Consider the following 15709-nt stretch of genomic DNA (forward strand, 5'->3'; position numbering starts at 1 on the left):
CCTTATTCGAAACTGAGTTGAACTTTTGCCGTTTCATCTTTGTTTGCCGCCGCTTTCAGCGCGTCTTCAAGCTGACGGAAACCGAATACTTTTGAAAGTAACGGCAACGGATTCACTTTACCTGTACTGAGCCATTCCACTGAAGTATTGAATTCCTCAATAAATCGGAAGGAACCTTTCCAGCTGATTTCTTTCGCGATCAGCATCATCATATTGAATTCGGGAATTGCGCCGCCCATGCCTACTTGAATCAATGTTCCCCGCGCTTTAGTGATAGCGAGACAGCGTTCGAGGGAAGACGGATGGCCGGAAACTTCAAAAGACACATCAAAATAGCCTTTGTGTTCGGCGTAAGCGGAGAAATCATCGTTTAGCGCGTGTAACGCTTTGTCGGCGCCCATTTTCAAAGCCAAATCCAGACAACGTCGGCTCATATCCGCACACACGATTTCCGCTGCGCCCAACGCTTTTACTGAAGCGACAACCAGGCAACCGATTGGTCCGACGCCGGAAATAAAGACTTTTCTACCGGTTAAATCGCCCGCCTGTTTGGCGGCGTGAATAGTAACGGCTAAGGGTTCGGCAAATGCCATGACATCGTCGGAGGCCTCCTGCGGATAATCGATACATTGTGCGTTATCCACCACTTTGTATTGCGTGAAACCGCCGTCCACATGCGGATTGTACATAGCACTACCAAAAAAACGCATGGTTTCGCATTGATTGGTTTCACCGGACAAGCAATATTTGCATTTCAGGCAAGGCTTGCTTGGATTGATGGCAACTTTTTGTCCTGCATACAGTTTCGGATCGTTGGTTTTGACAACTTTACCGATCACTTCATGACCTAAAATCATCGGATGTTTAACTTCAAAATTGCCGACTTTACCGTGCTGGTAATAATGCAGATCGGAACCGCAAATGCCCCCGCGGGTGATTTGCACTAAGGTTTGGTCCCGACTGTTTTCATCGTAATCAATGTGCTGTGTCACGACATCCACATCATTTTTGCCTTTAACAACACAAGAAAGGGTTTCGATTTTCATAAGATTCTCCTTGTTTTATTGTTACTAGTAACATATCTATTTTTATAAAAAGAGTAAATTAATAAAGTGTAAAACTGTGATCCACTTCAAATTATTTTGATGACTTGGTAATAATGCAGGCAAACATGAAAATTTATTGTGATGTTGATCACAAAAATAGATGTTACTGGTAACGAAGAAATGTTTTTTTGATATGGTAAATAAAAAATAACGGAGAAATGAACATGTCGAAAGGTAAAAGTTTTATTTTGATGGGCGTATCCAGCACGGGGAAAACTTCGGTCGGCACGGAAGTGGCGCGCCGTTTGGGCATTAAACTGATCGACGGTGACGATTTGCACCCGCGCGCCAACATTATAAAAATGGGCGAAGGTCATCCTTTAAACGATGACGACCGTCGGCCTTGGTTGGAACGGATTCGTGACGCCGCATTCAGCTTGGAACACAAAAGCGAAGTGGGCATTATTGTGTGTTCGGCGCTGAAGAAAAAATACCGCGATCTCATTCGCGACGGTAACGACAGCGTAAAATTTCTGTTTTTGCACGGCAGTTTCGATTTAATCCTTGAACGCATGCGCCGGCGTAAAGGCCATTATATGAAAGAAGAAATGCTGAAAAGTCAGTTTGAAACGCTGGAAGTCCCGCAAGCGGACGAGCCGGACGTGATTCCCATTGATGTCAGCGGCAGCTTCGAAGACGTGGTGGAAAAATGCGTTCGAGCGCTAAAACCTTATCTGTAAAAAACGGAAAAGTGCGGTCAAAAAATGTAACGTTTTTTGACCGCACTTTTATAGTGATTACAACGTTTCGCCCAAATGAATATCATAACCCAAATTTATCACGGCGCTGCGATAGGGAATGCCGTTAATGCGGTTAAGTAATTCCTGCGCGGCAATTTGCCCGATTTCGAAACGCGGCGTAATCACGGTGGCCAGTTGCGGCGTGATGGATTGTCCCACGTCGTGTCCGTGGAAACCGGCAATACCGATTTGTTGCGGCACGCCAATGCCGAGCCGTTGACATTCGAACAAAGCGCCGATGGCCAAATCGTCATTGGTGCAGAAAATGCCGTCCATGGACGGATATTGTTTTATCGCCTGTTGCAATAATTCGCTCCCCAGGCTGAAAGAAGAATGCGCTTGTGTACTGATGGAATGCGGCGTTAATCCGTGTTTTTCCATGGCGTTTTCATAACCCGTTTGTTTCAGTTTGGTGCGTTTGTCCATTCGTACCGCAAAATACACAATATTCTGGTGTCCGCGCAGAATCATGGTTTCCACCATGGCTTGCGCCGCGCTAACGTTATCGAATCCCACCGCTTGATATTTGCTTATTTCGCCGGTATCCATAATCTGAATCACGGGAATATCGGCGATTTCCAGCATTTTCTGGGTCCGTTCGGTGTGAATGTTTTCCGACAGAATCACGCCGTCTACGTTGTAAGACAGCAGGCTTTCCAACCGTTTTTCTTCTTTTTCGATACTATAACCGAAGTGCGCCAGCATGGTTTGATAACCGGCGCTATCGGTGACTTGTTCAATACCGCGAATAACGTTGGCAAACACCGCATTGGTGAGCGATGGAACCAGTACGCCGATAGCGCCGCTTTTCGCTTTGGAAAGTATATTTGGCGCTTTATTCGGAATATAACTGAAGCTTTCGATCGCTTCGGCGATGCGGATTTGGGTTTCCGGCGCCACCGTGTCGGGGTTGCGCAAAAAACGGCTTACCGTCATTTTGGTGATACCGAGATGGTCGGCAATATCTTGCAGGGTCGGGCGTTTGGTTTTGGTCATAATTGGGGCTTAAACGATTTTCCATTTTCCGTTAGTATAACGAAATTTTCGCTCAGAACAAAAGTGCGGTAGAATTTTTGTCCGGATTTTCATCTGTTTTGCCCGGTTAATCCCGCAAGATAACGTCGGGTTATATTTTCATTCAAACGGCAGTGCGGTATAATTGCGACGTTTTTCTTGCAGAAGGCGTAGCTTATGAGTCAACTTTTTTATATTCATCCCGAAAATCCGCAGCCGCGATTGATTAATCAAGCCGTGGATATTTTGCGTAACGGCGGTGTGATTGTATATCCGACGGATTCGGGCTATGCCTTAGGTTGCATGATGGGCGATAAACACGCTATGGATCGGATCGTGGCGATTCGCCACTTGCCGGAAGGGCACAATTTTACCCTGGTGTGCAGCGATTTGTCGGAGCTTTCCCATTACGCCAAGGTGAGCAATGTGGCGTATCGATTGATTAAAAACAACACGCCGGGGCGTTACACTTTCATTCTGACTGCAACCAAAGAATTGCCGCGCCGTTTGATGACATCGAAACGCAAAACCATCGGATTGCGCGTTCCGGACAATCAAATTGCGTTAGATCTGCTGAAAACATTGGGCGAACCGATTTTGTCCTGTTCGCTGATGTTGCCGAATGAAGATCACATCACGCAGTCCGATCCGGAAGAAATCCGCGATCGGTTGGAGCGTCAGGTGGAATTAATCATTCACGGCGGCTATTTAGGGCAGCAACCGACCACCGTGGTGGATTTAACCGAAGAAACGCCGGTGATCCTGCGTGAAGGCAGCGGTTCCGTCGAACCTTTTATTTAACTTTTATTCATCCGCCTGCCGCGGAATTTAACTAAAGCAGGCGCCGACGCTTGTGAAAGCGACAAGGAACAATTATGAAATTTCAATCCCATTCTCGTCAAAAACAATCGGAAAATCGACCGCACTTTAAACGTCACGATAATGCCGATGAATCCCGTTATGTAAAGTATCGCGAAGAAGGTTATGCACCGCGTCACAAAGTTGTCGGCGGCAATAAGACAACAGGCATGAACGCTAAAAGTGCGGGCAAAAAATCCGACGAAATTCAGTCGTTCGAACGTAAACCGTTGCCGATGCGAAAACCCAAACCGTCTCATCCCGTTGAACGAAAAGCCGTTGCCGGCGAAAAACTGCAAAAAGTGCTGGCCCGTGCGGGACGAGGTTCTCGTCGCGAAATCGAAGGGATTATCGCAGAAGGACGAGTGAGTGTGGACGGCAAAATCGCCACTTTAGGCGATCGTGTGATTTTGCATTCCGGCCTGAAAATTCGTATTGACGGACATTTGGTGAATTTAACCGGCGTGCAAAAAGACGTATGCCGCGTGTTAATGTATTACAAACCGGAAGGCGAATTGTGCACCCGCCATGATCCCGAAGGCCGCGCCACGGTATTCGATCGCCTGCCGCGCTTAACCGGCTCCCGCTGGATCGCAGTGGGACGGTTGGATATTAACACTTCCGGTCTGTTGTTATTCACCACGGACGGAGAGCTGGCAAACCGCCTGATGCACCCGAGCCGGGAAGTGGAACGGGAATATTCCGTGCGCGTATTCGGCGATGTGGACGACGCCATGTTGGCGCGTTTGCAAAAAGGCGTGCAGCTGGAAGACGGTCCGGCAAATTTCACCGCAATTAAATCGGCGGGCGGCACGGGAATGAATCAATGGTTTGACGTTACTTTAATGGAAGGCCGCAACCGCGAAGTGCGTCGCTTGTGGGAAAGCCAGGGAATTCAGGTCAGCCGTTTGATTCGGATCCGTTACGGCAATATTAAATTAATGAAAGGATTACCGCGCGGCGGCTGGCAGGAAATGGATCTGGAAAACGTCAATTATTTGCGCGAACTGGTAGGCTTGCCGCCGGAAACGGAAACCAAGCTGGATGTGATGCAACCGAACCGTCGGGCGAGAACCGGGCAAATCCGTCGAGCCGTAAAGCGCTATTCCGATACGGCAAGACGTTATAAAAAGTAAAAGTGCGGTCAAAAAAACACAAGTTTTTCGGGCGATACTTTGTCCGTTAATATTGATGAATCAACGTAGAGAATTTTTATGAAGATCCAACAATTGCGTTATGTGGTTGAAATTGTAAATCAAAATCTGAACGTGACGGAAGCGGCAAACGCGCTGTATACGTCTCAGCCCGGCATCAGCAAACAGGTTCGCCTGTTGGAAGAAGAGCTGGGGCTGGAGATTTTTGAGCGTAACGGCAAGCATATTAAAGCGGTGACGCCGGCGGGCAAAAAAATTGTCGCTATTGCCCGCGAATTGCTGGTAAAAACGCAGGCAATTCGCGCTATCGCCGACGAATATACTCAGCCGAATCACGGCGTATTGCGTATTGCCACCACCAACACGCAGGCGCGTTATATGTTGCCGGCGGTGATCGAAAAATTTTCGAAGCAATATCCGGATGTCAGTTTGCATGTGCATCAGGGTTCGCCGAATCAGCTTTATGACGCGTTATTATCCGGCGAAGTGGATTTTGCTATCACGACGGAAGCGCAATATTTGTTCGACGATGTGATTTTACTGCCGTGTTATAAATGGAATCGTTCCATTGTGGTGAAGCCTGATCATCCGCTGACTAAAGTGAAAAACGTGACGATTGCGGAACTCAGTAAATATCCGCTGGTCACTTATACGTTCGGCTTTACCGGCGTATCGGATTTGGATTATGCCTTTAATAACGCCGGTTTGTTGCCGAATATCGTGTTTACGGCAACGGATGCGGACGTGATTAAAACCTATGTGCGGTTGGGTTTAGGCGTGGGAATTATTGCCTCCATGGCGCACACGGAAGCGGATACGGATTTGGTGGCGATTGACGCCAGCCATTTATTTAAATCCAGCACCACTCAAATCGCGTTTAAACACAGTACTTTTTTACGCAATTATATGTATGATTTTATTCAATATTTTTCGCCGCACTTAACCAAATCGAAAGTGGAGCAGGCGGAGCAGGCACGCGATAACGGTGATGTGCAAAAACTGTTTGAAGGGATTGTATTGGAAGAAAAGTAGATAATTCGAAGTGTTTATTTGTAAAAGTGCGGTCAAAAATGACCGCATTTTTTTATCCATCCAATTTTATAATCTATTTCGTTTCAATTTCATCCAGCAGATAGCTCTTCGCCGCTTTGAGATATTGCAACATTGACCAGATAGTCAGAATTGCCGCCACATAGAGCAAAATGATGGCAAGAATTTCCATGGCTTGATTATAACGCCAGAGCAGCCCGCCGAGAGCCAGCATTTGCGCAGTGGTTTTAACTTTACCAATCCAGGACACGGCGACGGTGGTACGACTGCCGATTTCCGCCATCCATTCGCGTAATGCGGAAATAATAATTTCGCGGGAAATCATGATGATCGCGGGAATGGTGATCCAGAAGGCATGGTAATATTCCACCACGAGCACTAACGCGGCGGCGACAATAACTTTGTCGGCGACGGGATCCAAAAAGGCGCCGAAACGGGTGGTTTGTTTCCATTTGCGGGCAAGATAACCGTCGAACCAATCGGTGATCGAAGCGATGAAAAATATCGCCGTCGCCGCAAAAGGCGACCAGGTTACCGGTAAATAAAACGCAATGATAAAAAACGGAATCAACACCACTCGAAACAAGGTGAGAAAGGTCGGAAAGTTCAGTTTCATAGTAATACTCTGCCTAGAGTAGAAAGTTGGAATTATTGTAAACGATATTTTGTCCGTTGAGAATGCTCTTTAAATATCTTTACGAAAAAGCACGCAATTATGCGTGCTTTCGGGGAACGGAAGATTATTCCACTTTGACAATCCAACCTTCGGGCGCCGGCTTGTCACCAAACTGAATACCGGTTAATTCGTCGTAAAGTTTACGAGTGATTGGGCCGACTTCCGTCTCGGAATAGAATACGTGGAAATCGCCTTTATGCTGAATACCGCCTACCGGTGTGATAACCGCGGCCGTACCGCAAGCGCCGGCTTCCGTAAATTGATCAAGTCGGTCGATGTAAACGTCGCCTTCCACGGTTTCCATGCCTAAACGTTCTTTTGCCAGATAAAGCAGAGAATATTTAGTGATACTCGGCAGAATAGATTCGGATTTCGGCGTTACAAATTTATTGTCTTTAGTGATGCCGAAGAAGTTTGCGGCGCCCACTTCTTCAATTTTGGTATGCGTTTTCGGATCCAGATAAATGGCATCGGCAAATTTACGGGTTGCGGTGCCTTCTTCCGTTGCCAGTTCATGCGGAAGCAAACTTGCCGCATAGTTACCGCCGACTTTCACACCGCCCGTACCCATCGGCGCTGCGCGGTCGTAATCGGTGGTAATAAAGTTGGAAGGCGCCAGACCGCCTTTAAAATAAGCGCCGACCGGACAGCAGAATACGGAGAAAATGTATTCCGGTGCCGCTTTCACCCCGATATTTTCTCCCACACCGATTAAGAACGGACGCAAATAAAGCGTGGCGCCGGAACCGTAAGGACCTAACCATTCCTGATTGGCTTTCACCACTTCTTTACATGCGCGGACAAATAATTCGGTGGGAACCGGCGCCATTAACAGACGTTCTGCGGTTTTTTGCATGCGTTCCGCATTGGCTTGAGGACGGAAAAGATTGATAGAACCGTCTTTACAACGGTAGGCTTTTAAACCTTCAAAGCATTGTTGACCGTAATGGAGTGCGGTGGAACCTTCATGGATGTGAAGCATATTGTCTGTGGTGAGCTTGCCTTCATCCCATTTTCCGTCTTTCCAGTGTGCGATAAAACGATAATCGGTTTTAATATAAGAGAATCCGAGATTATTCCAATCAAGATCTTTCATGATATTTATCCTTTTTTATTACTTATTATTTGATAACGACTTGGCAAATATACGCCAATCTCGGCGGATTGAAAACAATTATTTGTGATTTCAGCGGAAAGAAAATATGGTAGAATTTCGACATAAAAAAACACCGCACTTTTTTGAAATCTCAGTGCGGTGTCAAATAACCTAAAATTAGGTAGTAAAATATACAGGAAGTTAATTAAGTAATTAATAGAAGGATTAATTACTTCTGTTTGGTTACCCAAACAATATGCAAACACAACATAATACTTAACTAAAAGATTCAACTCTTAATCAATTAAGGAATTACCAGTCATTAAGTATGGGCGCATTATAGAAAAGGAAATCGGAGCGGACAACCTAGAAATATTTATTTGACGGATTAAAAAAACTAATCCATGGGAATTTTCATTTATTATATAACAAAAGAATACTGTAGGGAAGAATTATGTTTAAACGATTGCCTCCCTTGAATTCACTGAAAGCATTTGAAAGTGCGGCAAGAAATTTAAGTTTTACCAAAGCGGCGGAAGAGCTTTTTGTGACACAAGCCGCCGTGAGTCATCAAATCAAATTGTTGGAGGATTTTTTGGGGTTTCCGCTTTTTGTGCGGAAAAGTCGGGCGTTGGAGTTGACGGAAAAAGGAGAACAGTACTTTACCGAGATCGCCCTTTTATTGCATAAATTGTTGGAGTGCACGCAAAAAATAATGGCGCAAAATCGACCGCACTTAACCATCAGTGTGCCGCAAACTTTCGGCATGCACTGGTTGGTACCGCATCTCGCCAACTTTCACGAACGTTATCCGAACATTGACGTGCGCATTAAAGCGGCGGAACAAGACGACGGTTTGTTGAGTAACGACGTGGATATTGCCATTTATTACGGACGCGGAAACTGGGATAATCTTAAGGCCGAACTGCTTTCGCAGGAGCAAGTGGTGATGTTGGCGTCACCGCAGTTGCTTGCAGTGAATCCGGTGGATTCGCCCGCAGATTTGAATAAACATCAGCTTATTCATGTACACACTCGGGAAAACTGGCAGAATATGGCGCATTATCTCAAACTTGACAATCTCGACACTCAGCAGGGCGTTGTTTTCAGCCATACGTTTATGGGATTACAGGCGGCCAGGCTGGGGCAGGGAATCGTGCTCGCCAACCGGATATTGGCATTGCAGGAAATCAAGAACGGAAATTTACAAATTGTCATGCCGACTCAACTGCAGGATTCCAAAGCCTTTTATGTGGTGAACGCTCAGGCAAAAACAGATGATCAACCTATTGTGACATTCCGCGAATGGATTGTGCAGGAAATGAAAAACAAATATGAATAAACTGGCTTTATATTGTCGTATCGGTTTTGAAAAAGAAACGGCGGCGGAAATCACGGAAAAAGCCGCCGAACAAGGCGTATTCGGTTTTGCCCGGGTGAAGGAAAATTCGGGTTATGTCATTTTTGAATGTTATCGGCCGGGTGAGGCGGATCGTCTTGCCCGTGAAATTCCCTTTACTCAATTGATTTTTGCCCGCCAAATGATAGTGGTTTCCGATTTATTACAGGATTTGCCGCTAACGGATCGTATTACGCCGATCGTGCAAAAATATCAGGAAATTTCACCGCACTTGAACCTGCAGCAAAGTACCGAACTTTGGGTGGAAACTGCGGACACCAACGAAGCAAAAGAATTATCCGCTTTTTGCCGCAAATTTACCGTACCTTTGCGCCAGGCATTGAAAAAACAAGGCTGGCTGAATTTTAAATCAATCAAAAGCGGCATTACTCTGCATTGTCTGTTTGTGCAGTCCGACGCCTGCTACGCGGGCTATTCCTACAACCGTAATCATTCGCCTTATTTTATGGGCATTCCCCGCTTAAAATTTCCCCCGGAAGCGCCGAGCCGTTCCACGTTAAAACTGGAAGAAGCGATTCTAACCTTTATTCCCCGTGAAGAAGAAAGCAAACGTCTGAGCGAAGGCATGATCGGCGTGGATTTAGGCGCTTGTCCGGGCGGTTGGAGCTATCAGTTGGTTAAGCGAGGTTTGTTCGTCTATGCGGTGGATCACGGCAAAATGGCGGCAAGTTTGCACGATACGGGACGAATTGAACATTGCCCGGAAGACGGTTTTAAATTTCAGCCGCCGAAGCGAAAAAAAGCGGATTGGCTGGTGTGTGACATGGTGGAGCAGCCGAGCCGAATCGTGGCGTTAATCGGAAAATGGTTAGTGAACGAATGGTGCCGCGAAACGATCTTCAACTTAAAACTGCCGATGAAAAAGCGTTATGCGGAAGTGCGGTTGTGCCTACAAAAACTGGCGGAACAATTGACGCAAAACGGTTTCGGATTTCAGATACAAGCCAAACATTTGTATCATGATCGCGAAGAGATTACCGTACATGTCCGCACCCGGCGGCATTGAGATCCGCGAAAAGTGCGGTCAAAAAATTAAACGTTTTTTTACCGCACTTTTTTGCACGTTAAATGTTCATTTGCTGGAATAAATTCAATTTATCCGGCACCAGATAAACCTGTTCGTTGAGCTGATAATTGGCGCTGTTATAGGCGTTTTTGGTGAGAATCACCTCAATGGGTTGCTCGCTTTGCGCGCTTTCGATTTCAATGCGGACGATGAAACCGATGGCATTGATGTGGGTAATTTTGCCTGTGGCCAGCGCATTTTCGGGTGAACGTGACAGGGTGAGTTCATAAGGCCGAATATAAGCCGTAGCCGATTGATTATTCACGGGTTTTGTGGTGTTCGTGTGCGTATTAATGTGATGGGAAAATTCGCCCACTACCAGTTTCCCTTCGTCAATATGCCCGTGGAACACGTTGACATCGCCGACAAACTGAGTGACAAACGGCGTTTGTGGCGCGTGATAAATCTGATTCGGCTCGTCGATTTGTTCGATTTGTCCTTTATTCATCACCACAATTCGATCGGACACATCCAGCGCTTCGTCCTGATCATGAGTCACGAAAATACTGGTGACGTTCAATTCCTGATGCAAATCGCGCAACCAGCGGCGCAGGGTTTTGCGTACCTGCGCATCCAACGCGCCGAAAGGTTCGTCCAATAACAGGACTTTAGGTTGAACCGCCAGGGAACGCGCCAGCGCAACGCGTTGCCGTTGTCCGCCGGAAAGTTGGTTCGGATAAGCTTGCGCCAGCCATTCCAGCTCAATCAGCTTTAGAAGTGCGGTCACTTTTTCGTGAATTTTTGCCTCGCTCGGGCGGGTTTTGCGCGGTTTCACCCGCAGCCCGAAAGCGATGTTGTCAAACACTGTCATATTTTGAAACAGCGCATAATTCTGAAACACAAAACCCACGCCGCGATCTTTTGCCGACAAGTTAGTGACGTCCCGATCTTCAAACAAAATACGTCCGCTGTCCGCAAATTCCAGACCGGCAATAATACGTAATAACGTGGTTTTGCCGCAACCGCTTGGGCCTAACAGCGATGTCAGTTGGTTCTGCCGGAATTGCAAATTAATATTTTTTAAGGCATGGAAACTGCCAAAATGTTTTTCTAAATTTTCAATGCGGATTGACATTTTGTTTCCTTAACTGAATGAAATACGGTGATTGCGCTAGGCCGCACGGCTGTGTAAAGATTTTTCCACTTTACGCCGTTGCAGTCGGCCGAGCAAAGTCTGGCATCCCAGCGTGAGCAACGCTAACGCGGCGAGTAAGCTGGCGCAGGCAAAAGCGGCGATAAACTGATATTCGTTGTAGCTGATTTCCACATACAGCGGAATCGTGTTGGTTAAGCCGCGAATATGGCCGGACACCACGCTTACCGCGCCGAATTCTCCCATGGCGCGGGCGTTACTGAGAATCACGCCGTAAATTAACGCCCATTTGATTTTCGGCAAGGTGACGGTGAAAAATAATGTCCAGGTATTTGCTCCGAGAATCAGCGCCGCCTGTTCTTCGCTGTTTCCTTGCGCCGTCATGGTCGGAATCAGGGATTTCACGATTAACGGAAAGGTGACGAATAAGGTGACGATAACAATGCTCGGCATAGCGAACACAATGCGGAAACCGTGCTCGATAAACCATTTGCCCGCTAAACCGTCCAAACCGAACAGTAATAAAAACATCAACCCCACAACTACCGGCGAAATGGAAAACGGCAGATCTAAAAGTGCGGTCAAAAACGCTTTACCTTTGAAATTGAAATAGGCGATGGTCCACGCCATAACCACGCCGATAAACATATTTATCGGCAGCACAATCAACGCGACTTTCACGGTTAACCAGATCGCGGCGAGAGCTTCTTCGTTGCCGATTGCCTGCATGAACAGCGCAAAGCCTTGTGCGAAAGCGTAATAAAATACGGTGAACAGCGGCGCCAATAAAATCACCGCGAAAAAAAGAAAACCGAGGGTAATCAGGATCCATTTCTGCCGGTTGGCTTTTTCCCGAGTTTTTAACCGAATAGTCGAATTGTTCATTATTTCACCTGCATCATTTTCTTACCGATTTGCCATTGAGCGGCATTAATCAGAAAAATCAAGAGGAAAGAAATGCCGATCATCAGCAATGCCACCACGGACGCGCCCCGCACGTCGTAAAGATCCAGTTTTGACATAATAATCAGCGGCGCAATTTCCGAGACCAACGGCACGTTACCGGCAATAAAAATCACGGAACCGTATTCACCGAGAGAACGGGCGAATCCCATGCCGGCGCCGCTGATAATGGCGGGCGCCAGAGCGGGAATAATCACGCGGGTCAGCGTTATCCGTTTATTGGCGCCTAAAATATCGGCGGCTTCTTCATAAGCGGGATCCAGGCTTTCCAGCACGGGTTGAATGGCGCGCACTACAAAAGGCAAGCTGACAAAAATTAAAGCGACGGCAATGCCGAACGGAGTATAAGCGATTTGAACGCCGATTTTTGCAAGCCATCCGCCGAATAATCCCGTAGGCGCGTAAAGCGAAGCCAGCGCAATACCCGCCACTGCCGTCGGCAGCGCAAAGGGCAGGTCAATCAGGGCGTTCATCAGTTTTTTGCCCCAAAAATCGTAACGCACCAGAATCCAGGCTAACAGAAAACCGAAAACCAGGTTTACCACGGTTGCGAAAAAGGCCATTTTAAATGACAGCAAAATAGACGCGACAACGCGCTCGCTGCTGACAATCGCCCAAATATCCGTGCCGCCGAGTTGTAATGCCGTGGCGATCAACAATCCCAAAGGCAGCAGAATCATGGAAAACAACCACAGAAGGGTAATCGTCATCCCACGTTTAAAAAAAGGTAAAACAGTCCGCATAAGTTTGCATACTCCATAAATTGCACAAAAAAATAACCGCACTTTATGCCGGATGCAAAGAACTAAAATTTATTTCTTATAACCAAAGATAATATTTAATCGCTTTCTTTTGTTCTCTATATTCCGTTTCATTCTAAGAAATAAATTTTTGTTATTTTTGAATCGGAAAAATTTGTTTTATAAATTCCACCACGACGAGTAAGGCTATGGCGAAACATCAAGGCGAACAGGAAACGGAGGAAGCAAAATGAAGAAAATTATTGCGGTTTTTCTTGCGATTTTAGCTGTCGTTGCCGTTTTCGCCGATTGGTCGCCAAACCCGGATAAACAGGATAAAAAAGTGCTGCTGAATGTGGCTTACGATGTTATTCGCGATTTTTATAAAGCCTACAACGCCGATTTTCAGCAACAGCATCCGCAAATTGCGATTTCTCAATCTCACGGCGGCGCCAGCAAGCAGGCGCTGAGTGTGGCAAGCGGGTTGCCGGCGGATGTGGTGACGCTTACTCAGGCGAACGATATTGAAATGCTGGTGGAAAAAGGATTGGTCGCGGAAAACTGGCAATCCGCGTTGCCCAATCATGCGACGCCTTTTGGTTCCGTTATGGTGTTTTTGGTACGCAAAGGCAATCCGAAAGGCATTCGGGATTGGGCGGATTTAGCCCGTGAAGACGTCAGCACGATTTTCGCCAATCCGAAAACTTCCGCCAACGGACGTTATGCCTATTTAGCGGCGCTGGCTTATGCGAAACGGCAGTTCGGCAATGAACGGCAGGCGTATCGGTTTATCGAAAAGATGTTACGCAATGTGCCGGTGTTGGAAGCGGGCGCGCGCGGCGCGACCATCTCTTTCACCCAGCGTAATTTGGGTGATGTGCTGATTGCGCCGGAAAACGAAGCCGCACTTGCCGCGCAAAGTTTAGGGCGAGATAGCTTCGAAGTGGTTTATCCCGGACTGACCGCTTACACTCCCGTGCTGGTGGCGGAAGTGAATCAAAATACCAAGCTTAACGGCACCCATGAACAGGTTAGGGCTTATTTGCAGGGATTGTGGTCGGAAGAAGCGCAGCAACTGGCGGCAAAAAATTATTTTCGCCCGAGCGATAAAAAAACGTTGCAAAATTTGACCGCACTTTTCCCTGAAATTGAAACTTTTGACGTAAACGACATCTTCGGCGACTGGGCGACCATCAACCGCGTTCATTTTGCCGACAACGCACTGTTTGACCGACTTTATATTCACGCACAGCAACAAAAAGGAACGAATTAAATGCATTATTTTCCCGTCTTTGCCGATCTGAACAACCGTCCCGTATTAGTAGTGGGCGGCGGCGCTGTTGCCGCGCGTAAAGTGAATTTATTACTGAAGGCCAATGCGCAAGTACGCATCGCGGCGCAAAAACTGAACGCAGAATTGACCGCACTTTTTGAGCAGGAACGCATTATTTGGATTGCCAAATCCTTCAGCGCCGAACAGGTTCGCAACGTATTTTTAGTGATTGCCGCCACCGACGACGAGCAACTGAATGAACGAGTATTCCGCGTGGCGGAAAGCCAACAGAAATTGGTTAACGTGGTGGATGATCAGGCGCGCTGCAGCTTTATTTTTCCGTCCATTATCGATCGCAGCCCTATTCAGGTGGCTATTTCCAGCGGCGGTTCGGCGCCGGTGCTGGCTCGATTGTTACGGGAAAAGTTAGAAGCCTTATTGCCGCAGCATTTGGGCGCAATGGCGGAAATTTCCGGCAAATGGCGTCATAAAGTAAAAACCAAACTGAAAACCGTAACCGAACGCCGCCGTTTTTGGGAAAGCCTGTTCAACGGCAGATTCAGTCAGTTGCTGAAAAACCGTCAAACGGAAGCGGCGAAAAAAGAATTGGAATTACAACTGAATAAGGATTACCGCGGCGGTTTCGTTTCGCTGGTGGGCGCCGGTCCGGGCGATGCCGGTTTGCTGACGCTGAAAGGCTTGCAGGAAATCCAGCAGGCGGATGTAGTGTTATACGACGCCTTAGTTTCCGAAGACATTTTAGAATTAGTGCGGCGCGACGCGGAATTGGTGTTCGTAGGCAAACGGGCACAAGGCAAACAGGTGGCGCAGGAACACACTAATCGGCTATTGGCGGATTACGCCAAGCAAGGCAAGCGCGTGGTGCGTTTGAAAGGCGGCGATCCTTTCGTATTCGGTCGCGGCGGAGAAGAATTGGAAGTCTTGGCGCAGCAACATATTCCCTTTTCCGTGGTGCCCGGCATTACGGCGGCAATCGGCGCCACCGCTTACGCGGGCATTCCGCTGACTCACCGCGATTACGCGCAAAGTGCGGTGTTTGTCACCGGTCACCGCAAAGCGGACGCCTCGGATATTGAATGGCAGACTTTGGCGCGCGGCAATCAAACGCTGGTGATTTATATGGGCACGCTGAAAGCTAAAGATATCGCCGAACGGTTACGCCGATTCGGTCGCGCAGGTTCGACGCCGGTTGCGGTGATTTCGCAGGGCACTCAGGAAACGCAAACCACGCAAACGGGCACCTTGGAAAATTTGGCGGAAATTGCCGAACATGCGCCGACGCCGGCGTTGATCGTGGTGGGCGAAGTGGTGGCGCTGCATAACAAACTTGCCTGGTTCGGCGAACAAAAACTCGCGCAAAAACGACCGCACTTTACCTTGGAAAGCTTGCGTATTGAACGCGTGGCGTAGAGCATTCACGCTCGTTCGTCGATATACCG

General features: G+C 47.5%; 15 protein-coding genes. 8 read left to right on the forward strand and 7 right to left on the reverse strand.

Annotated elements, in window-relative coordinates; translation table 11 throughout:
* Positions 1-2: 2 nt before the first annotated feature.
* Positions 3-1046 carry an L-idonate 5-dehydrogenase gene (idnD, locus tag P7M01_RS00270; RefSeq protein ID WP_317482699.1) on the reverse strand — a complete coding sequence of 348 codons (1044 nt, stop codon included), beginning with the start codon at positions 1044-1046 and terminating at the stop codon, positions 3-5.
* Positions 1047-1270: 224 nt separating this feature from the next.
* On the opposite strand from idnD, the gene P7M01_RS00275 reads away from it, so the two are divergent.
* Complete coding sequence (locus P7M01_RS00275) at positions 1271-1786, forward strand: gluconokinase (protein ID WP_202937260.1); 516 nt, start codon at positions 1271-1273, stop codon at positions 1784-1786.
* A 57-nt stretch (positions 1787-1843) separates the two neighbouring features.
* On the opposite strand, the gene gntR is transcribed toward P7M01_RS00275, so the two are convergent.
* Positions 1844-2842 (reverse strand): gluconate operon transcriptional repressor GntR, encoded by a 999-nt coding sequence (gene gntR / locus P7M01_RS00280; protein WP_317476798.1) that lies wholly within the window; start codon positions 2840-2842, stop codon positions 1844-1846.
* A gap of 195 nt (positions 2843-3037) precedes the next feature.
* Here gntR and P7M01_RS00285 point away from each other — a divergent pair, with 195 nt between their 5' ends.
* The 3 genes from P7M01_RS00285 to cysB all read left to right on the forward strand — a co-directional run bounded on the left by P7M01_RS00285 (position 3038) and on the right by cysB (position 5904).
* A complete protein-coding gene (locus P7M01_RS00285; protein ID WP_202937266.1) occupies positions 3038-3661 on the forward strand; it encodes an L-threonylcarbamoyladenylate synthase in 624 nt (207 codons plus the stop codon).
* 227 nt (positions 3662-3888) lie between these two features.
* Positions 3889-4854: a 23S rRNA pseudouridine(2605) synthase RluB gene (gene rluB, locus P7M01_RS00290; RefSeq protein ID WP_394853207.1), complete on the forward strand. Its 966-nt coding sequence runs from the start codon at positions 3889-3891 to the stop codon at positions 4852-4854.
* Positions 4855-4932: 78 nt separating this feature from the next.
* The gene (gene cysB, locus P7M01_RS00295; RefSeq protein WP_202937268.1) at positions 4933-5904 is read left to right on the forward strand and encodes an HTH-type transcriptional regulator CysB; all 972 of its coding nucleotides are present in this window, start codon (positions 4933-4935) and stop codon (positions 5902-5904) included.
* Between the two features lie 73 nt (positions 5905-5977).
* Here the strand turns inward: cysB and pgsA are convergent, their stop codons facing one another.
* Together pgsA and P7M01_RS00305 are read right to left on the reverse strand one after the other, a co-directional pair.
* Complete coding sequence (gene pgsA / locus P7M01_RS00300) at positions 5978-6538, reverse strand: CDP-diacylglycerol--glycerol-3-phosphate 3-phosphatidyltransferase (RefSeq protein ID WP_202937269.1); 561 nt, start codon at positions 6536-6538, stop codon at positions 5978-5980.
* A gap of 124 nt (positions 6539-6662) precedes the next feature.
* Positions 6663-7694 (reverse strand): branched-chain amino acid aminotransferase, encoded by a 1032-nt coding sequence (locus P7M01_RS00305; protein ID WP_202937270.1) that lies wholly within the window; start codon positions 7692-7694, stop codon positions 6663-6665.
* A 454-nt stretch (positions 7695-8148) separates the two neighbouring features.
* On the opposite strand from P7M01_RS00305, the gene P7M01_RS00310 reads away from it, so the two are divergent.
* Positions 8149-9036 carry a transcriptional regulator GcvA gene (locus P7M01_RS00310; RefSeq protein WP_317475495.1) on the forward strand — a complete coding sequence of 296 codons (888 nt, stop codon included), beginning with the start codon at positions 8149-8151 and terminating at the stop codon, positions 9034-9036.
* Positions 9029-10120: a 23S rRNA (cytidine(2498)-2'-O)-methyltransferase RlmM gene (rlmM, locus tag P7M01_RS00315; protein ID WP_317482701.1), complete on the forward strand. Its 1092-nt coding sequence runs from the start codon at positions 9029-9031 to the stop codon at positions 10118-10120. The genes P7M01_RS00310 and rlmM overlap by 8 nt, the downstream gene beginning before the upstream one ends.
* 58 nt (positions 10121-10178) lie before the next feature.
* Here the strand turns inward: rlmM and P7M01_RS00320 are convergent, their stop codons facing one another.
* From P7M01_RS00320 to cysT, 3 genes are read right to left on the reverse strand one after another with little or no spacing between them, the layout of a single operon-like run.
* The gene (locus tag P7M01_RS00320; protein ID WP_317482702.1) at positions 10179-11255 is read right to left on the reverse strand and encodes a sulfate/molybdate ABC transporter ATP-binding protein; all 1077 of its coding nucleotides are present in this window, start codon (positions 11253-11255) and stop codon (positions 10179-10181) included.
* Between the two features lie 36 nt (positions 11256-11291).
* Positions 11292-12158, reverse strand: coding sequence for a sulfate ABC transporter permease subunit CysW (gene cysW / locus P7M01_RS00325; protein ID WP_317482703.1), 867 nt, complete (start codon positions 12156-12158; stop codon positions 11292-11294).
* Positions 12158-12979, reverse strand: coding sequence for a sulfate ABC transporter permease subunit CysT (cysT, locus tag P7M01_RS00330; RefSeq protein WP_317475492.1), 822 nt, complete (start codon positions 12977-12979; stop codon positions 12158-12160). Before cysT ends, cysW begins: the two co-directional genes overlap by 1 nt.
* Before the next feature lie 247 nt (positions 12980-13226).
* Here cysT and P7M01_RS00335 point away from each other — a divergent pair, with 247 nt between their 5' ends.
* Together P7M01_RS00335 and cysG are read left to right on the forward strand one after the other, a co-directional pair.
* Positions 13227-14249 carry a sulfate ABC transporter substrate-binding protein gene (locus P7M01_RS00335; RefSeq protein ID WP_317482704.1) on the forward strand — a complete coding sequence of 341 codons (1023 nt, stop codon included), beginning with the start codon at positions 13227-13229 and terminating at the stop codon, positions 14247-14249.
* The gene (gene cysG, locus P7M01_RS00340) at positions 14250-15680 is read left to right on the forward strand and encodes a siroheme synthase CysG (protein WP_317482705.1); all 1431 of its coding nucleotides are present in this window, start codon (positions 14250-14252) and stop codon (positions 15678-15680) included. It abuts the gene before it with no gap.
* Positions 15681-15709: the final 29 nt, after the last annotated feature.

Origin of the sequence: Exercitatus varius (assembly GCF_029577735.1) — a bacterium.
GTDB lineage: Bacteria > Pseudomonadota > Gammaproteobacteria > Enterobacterales > Pasteurellaceae > Exercitatus > Exercitatus varius.

Coding starts and splice junctions, on each gene's coding strand:
- idnD (WP_317482699.1), bottom strand. CDS start 1,046: ATGAAAATCGAAACCCTTTCTTGTGTTGTTAAAGGCAAAAATGATGTG.
- P7M01_RS00275 (WP_202937260.1), top strand. CDS start 1,271: ATGTCGAAAGGTAAAAGTTTTATTTTGATGGGCGTATCCAGCACGGGG.
- gntR (WP_317476798.1), bottom strand. CDS start 2,842: ATGACCAAAACCAAACGCCCGACCCTGCAAGATATTGCCGACCATCTC.
- P7M01_RS00285 (WP_202937266.1), top strand. CDS start 3,038: ATGAGTCAACTTTTTTATATTCATCCCGAAAATCCGCAGCCGCGATTG.
- rluB (WP_394853207.1), top strand. CDS start 3,889: ATGAACGCTAAAAGTGCGGGCAAAAAATCCGACGAAATTCAGTCGTTC.
- cysB (WP_202937268.1), top strand. CDS start 4,933: ATGAAGATCCAACAATTGCGTTATGTGGTTGAAATTGTAAATCAAAAT.
- pgsA (WP_202937269.1), bottom strand. CDS start 6,538: ATGAAACTGAACTTTCCGACCTTTCTCACCTTGTTTCGAGTGGTGTTG.
- P7M01_RS00305 (WP_202937270.1), bottom strand. CDS start 7,694: ATGAAAGATCTTGATTGGAATAATCTCGGATTCTCTTATATTAAAACC.
- P7M01_RS00310 (WP_317475495.1), top strand. CDS start 8,149: ATGTTTAAACGATTGCCTCCCTTGAATTCACTGAAAGCATTTGAAAGT.
- rlmM (WP_317482701.1), top strand. CDS start 9,029: ATGAATAAACTGGCTTTATATTGTCGTATCGGTTTTGAAAAAGAAACG.
- P7M01_RS00320 (WP_317482702.1), bottom strand. CDS start 11,255: ATGTCAATCCGCATTGAAAATTTAGAAAAACATTTTGGCAGTTTCCAT.
- cysW (WP_317482703.1), bottom strand. CDS start 12,158: ATGAACAATTCGACTATTCGGTTAAAAACTCGGGAAAAAGCCAACCGG.
- cysT (WP_317475492.1), bottom strand. CDS start 12,979: ATGCGGACTGTTTTACCTTTTTTTAAACGTGGGATGACGATTACCCTT.
- P7M01_RS00335 (WP_317482704.1), top strand. CDS start 13,227: ATGAAGAAAATTATTGCGGTTTTTCTTGCGATTTTAGCTGTCGTTGCC.
- cysG (WP_317482705.1), top strand. CDS start 14,250: ATGCATTATTTTCCCGTCTTTGCCGATCTGAACAACCGTCCCGTATTA.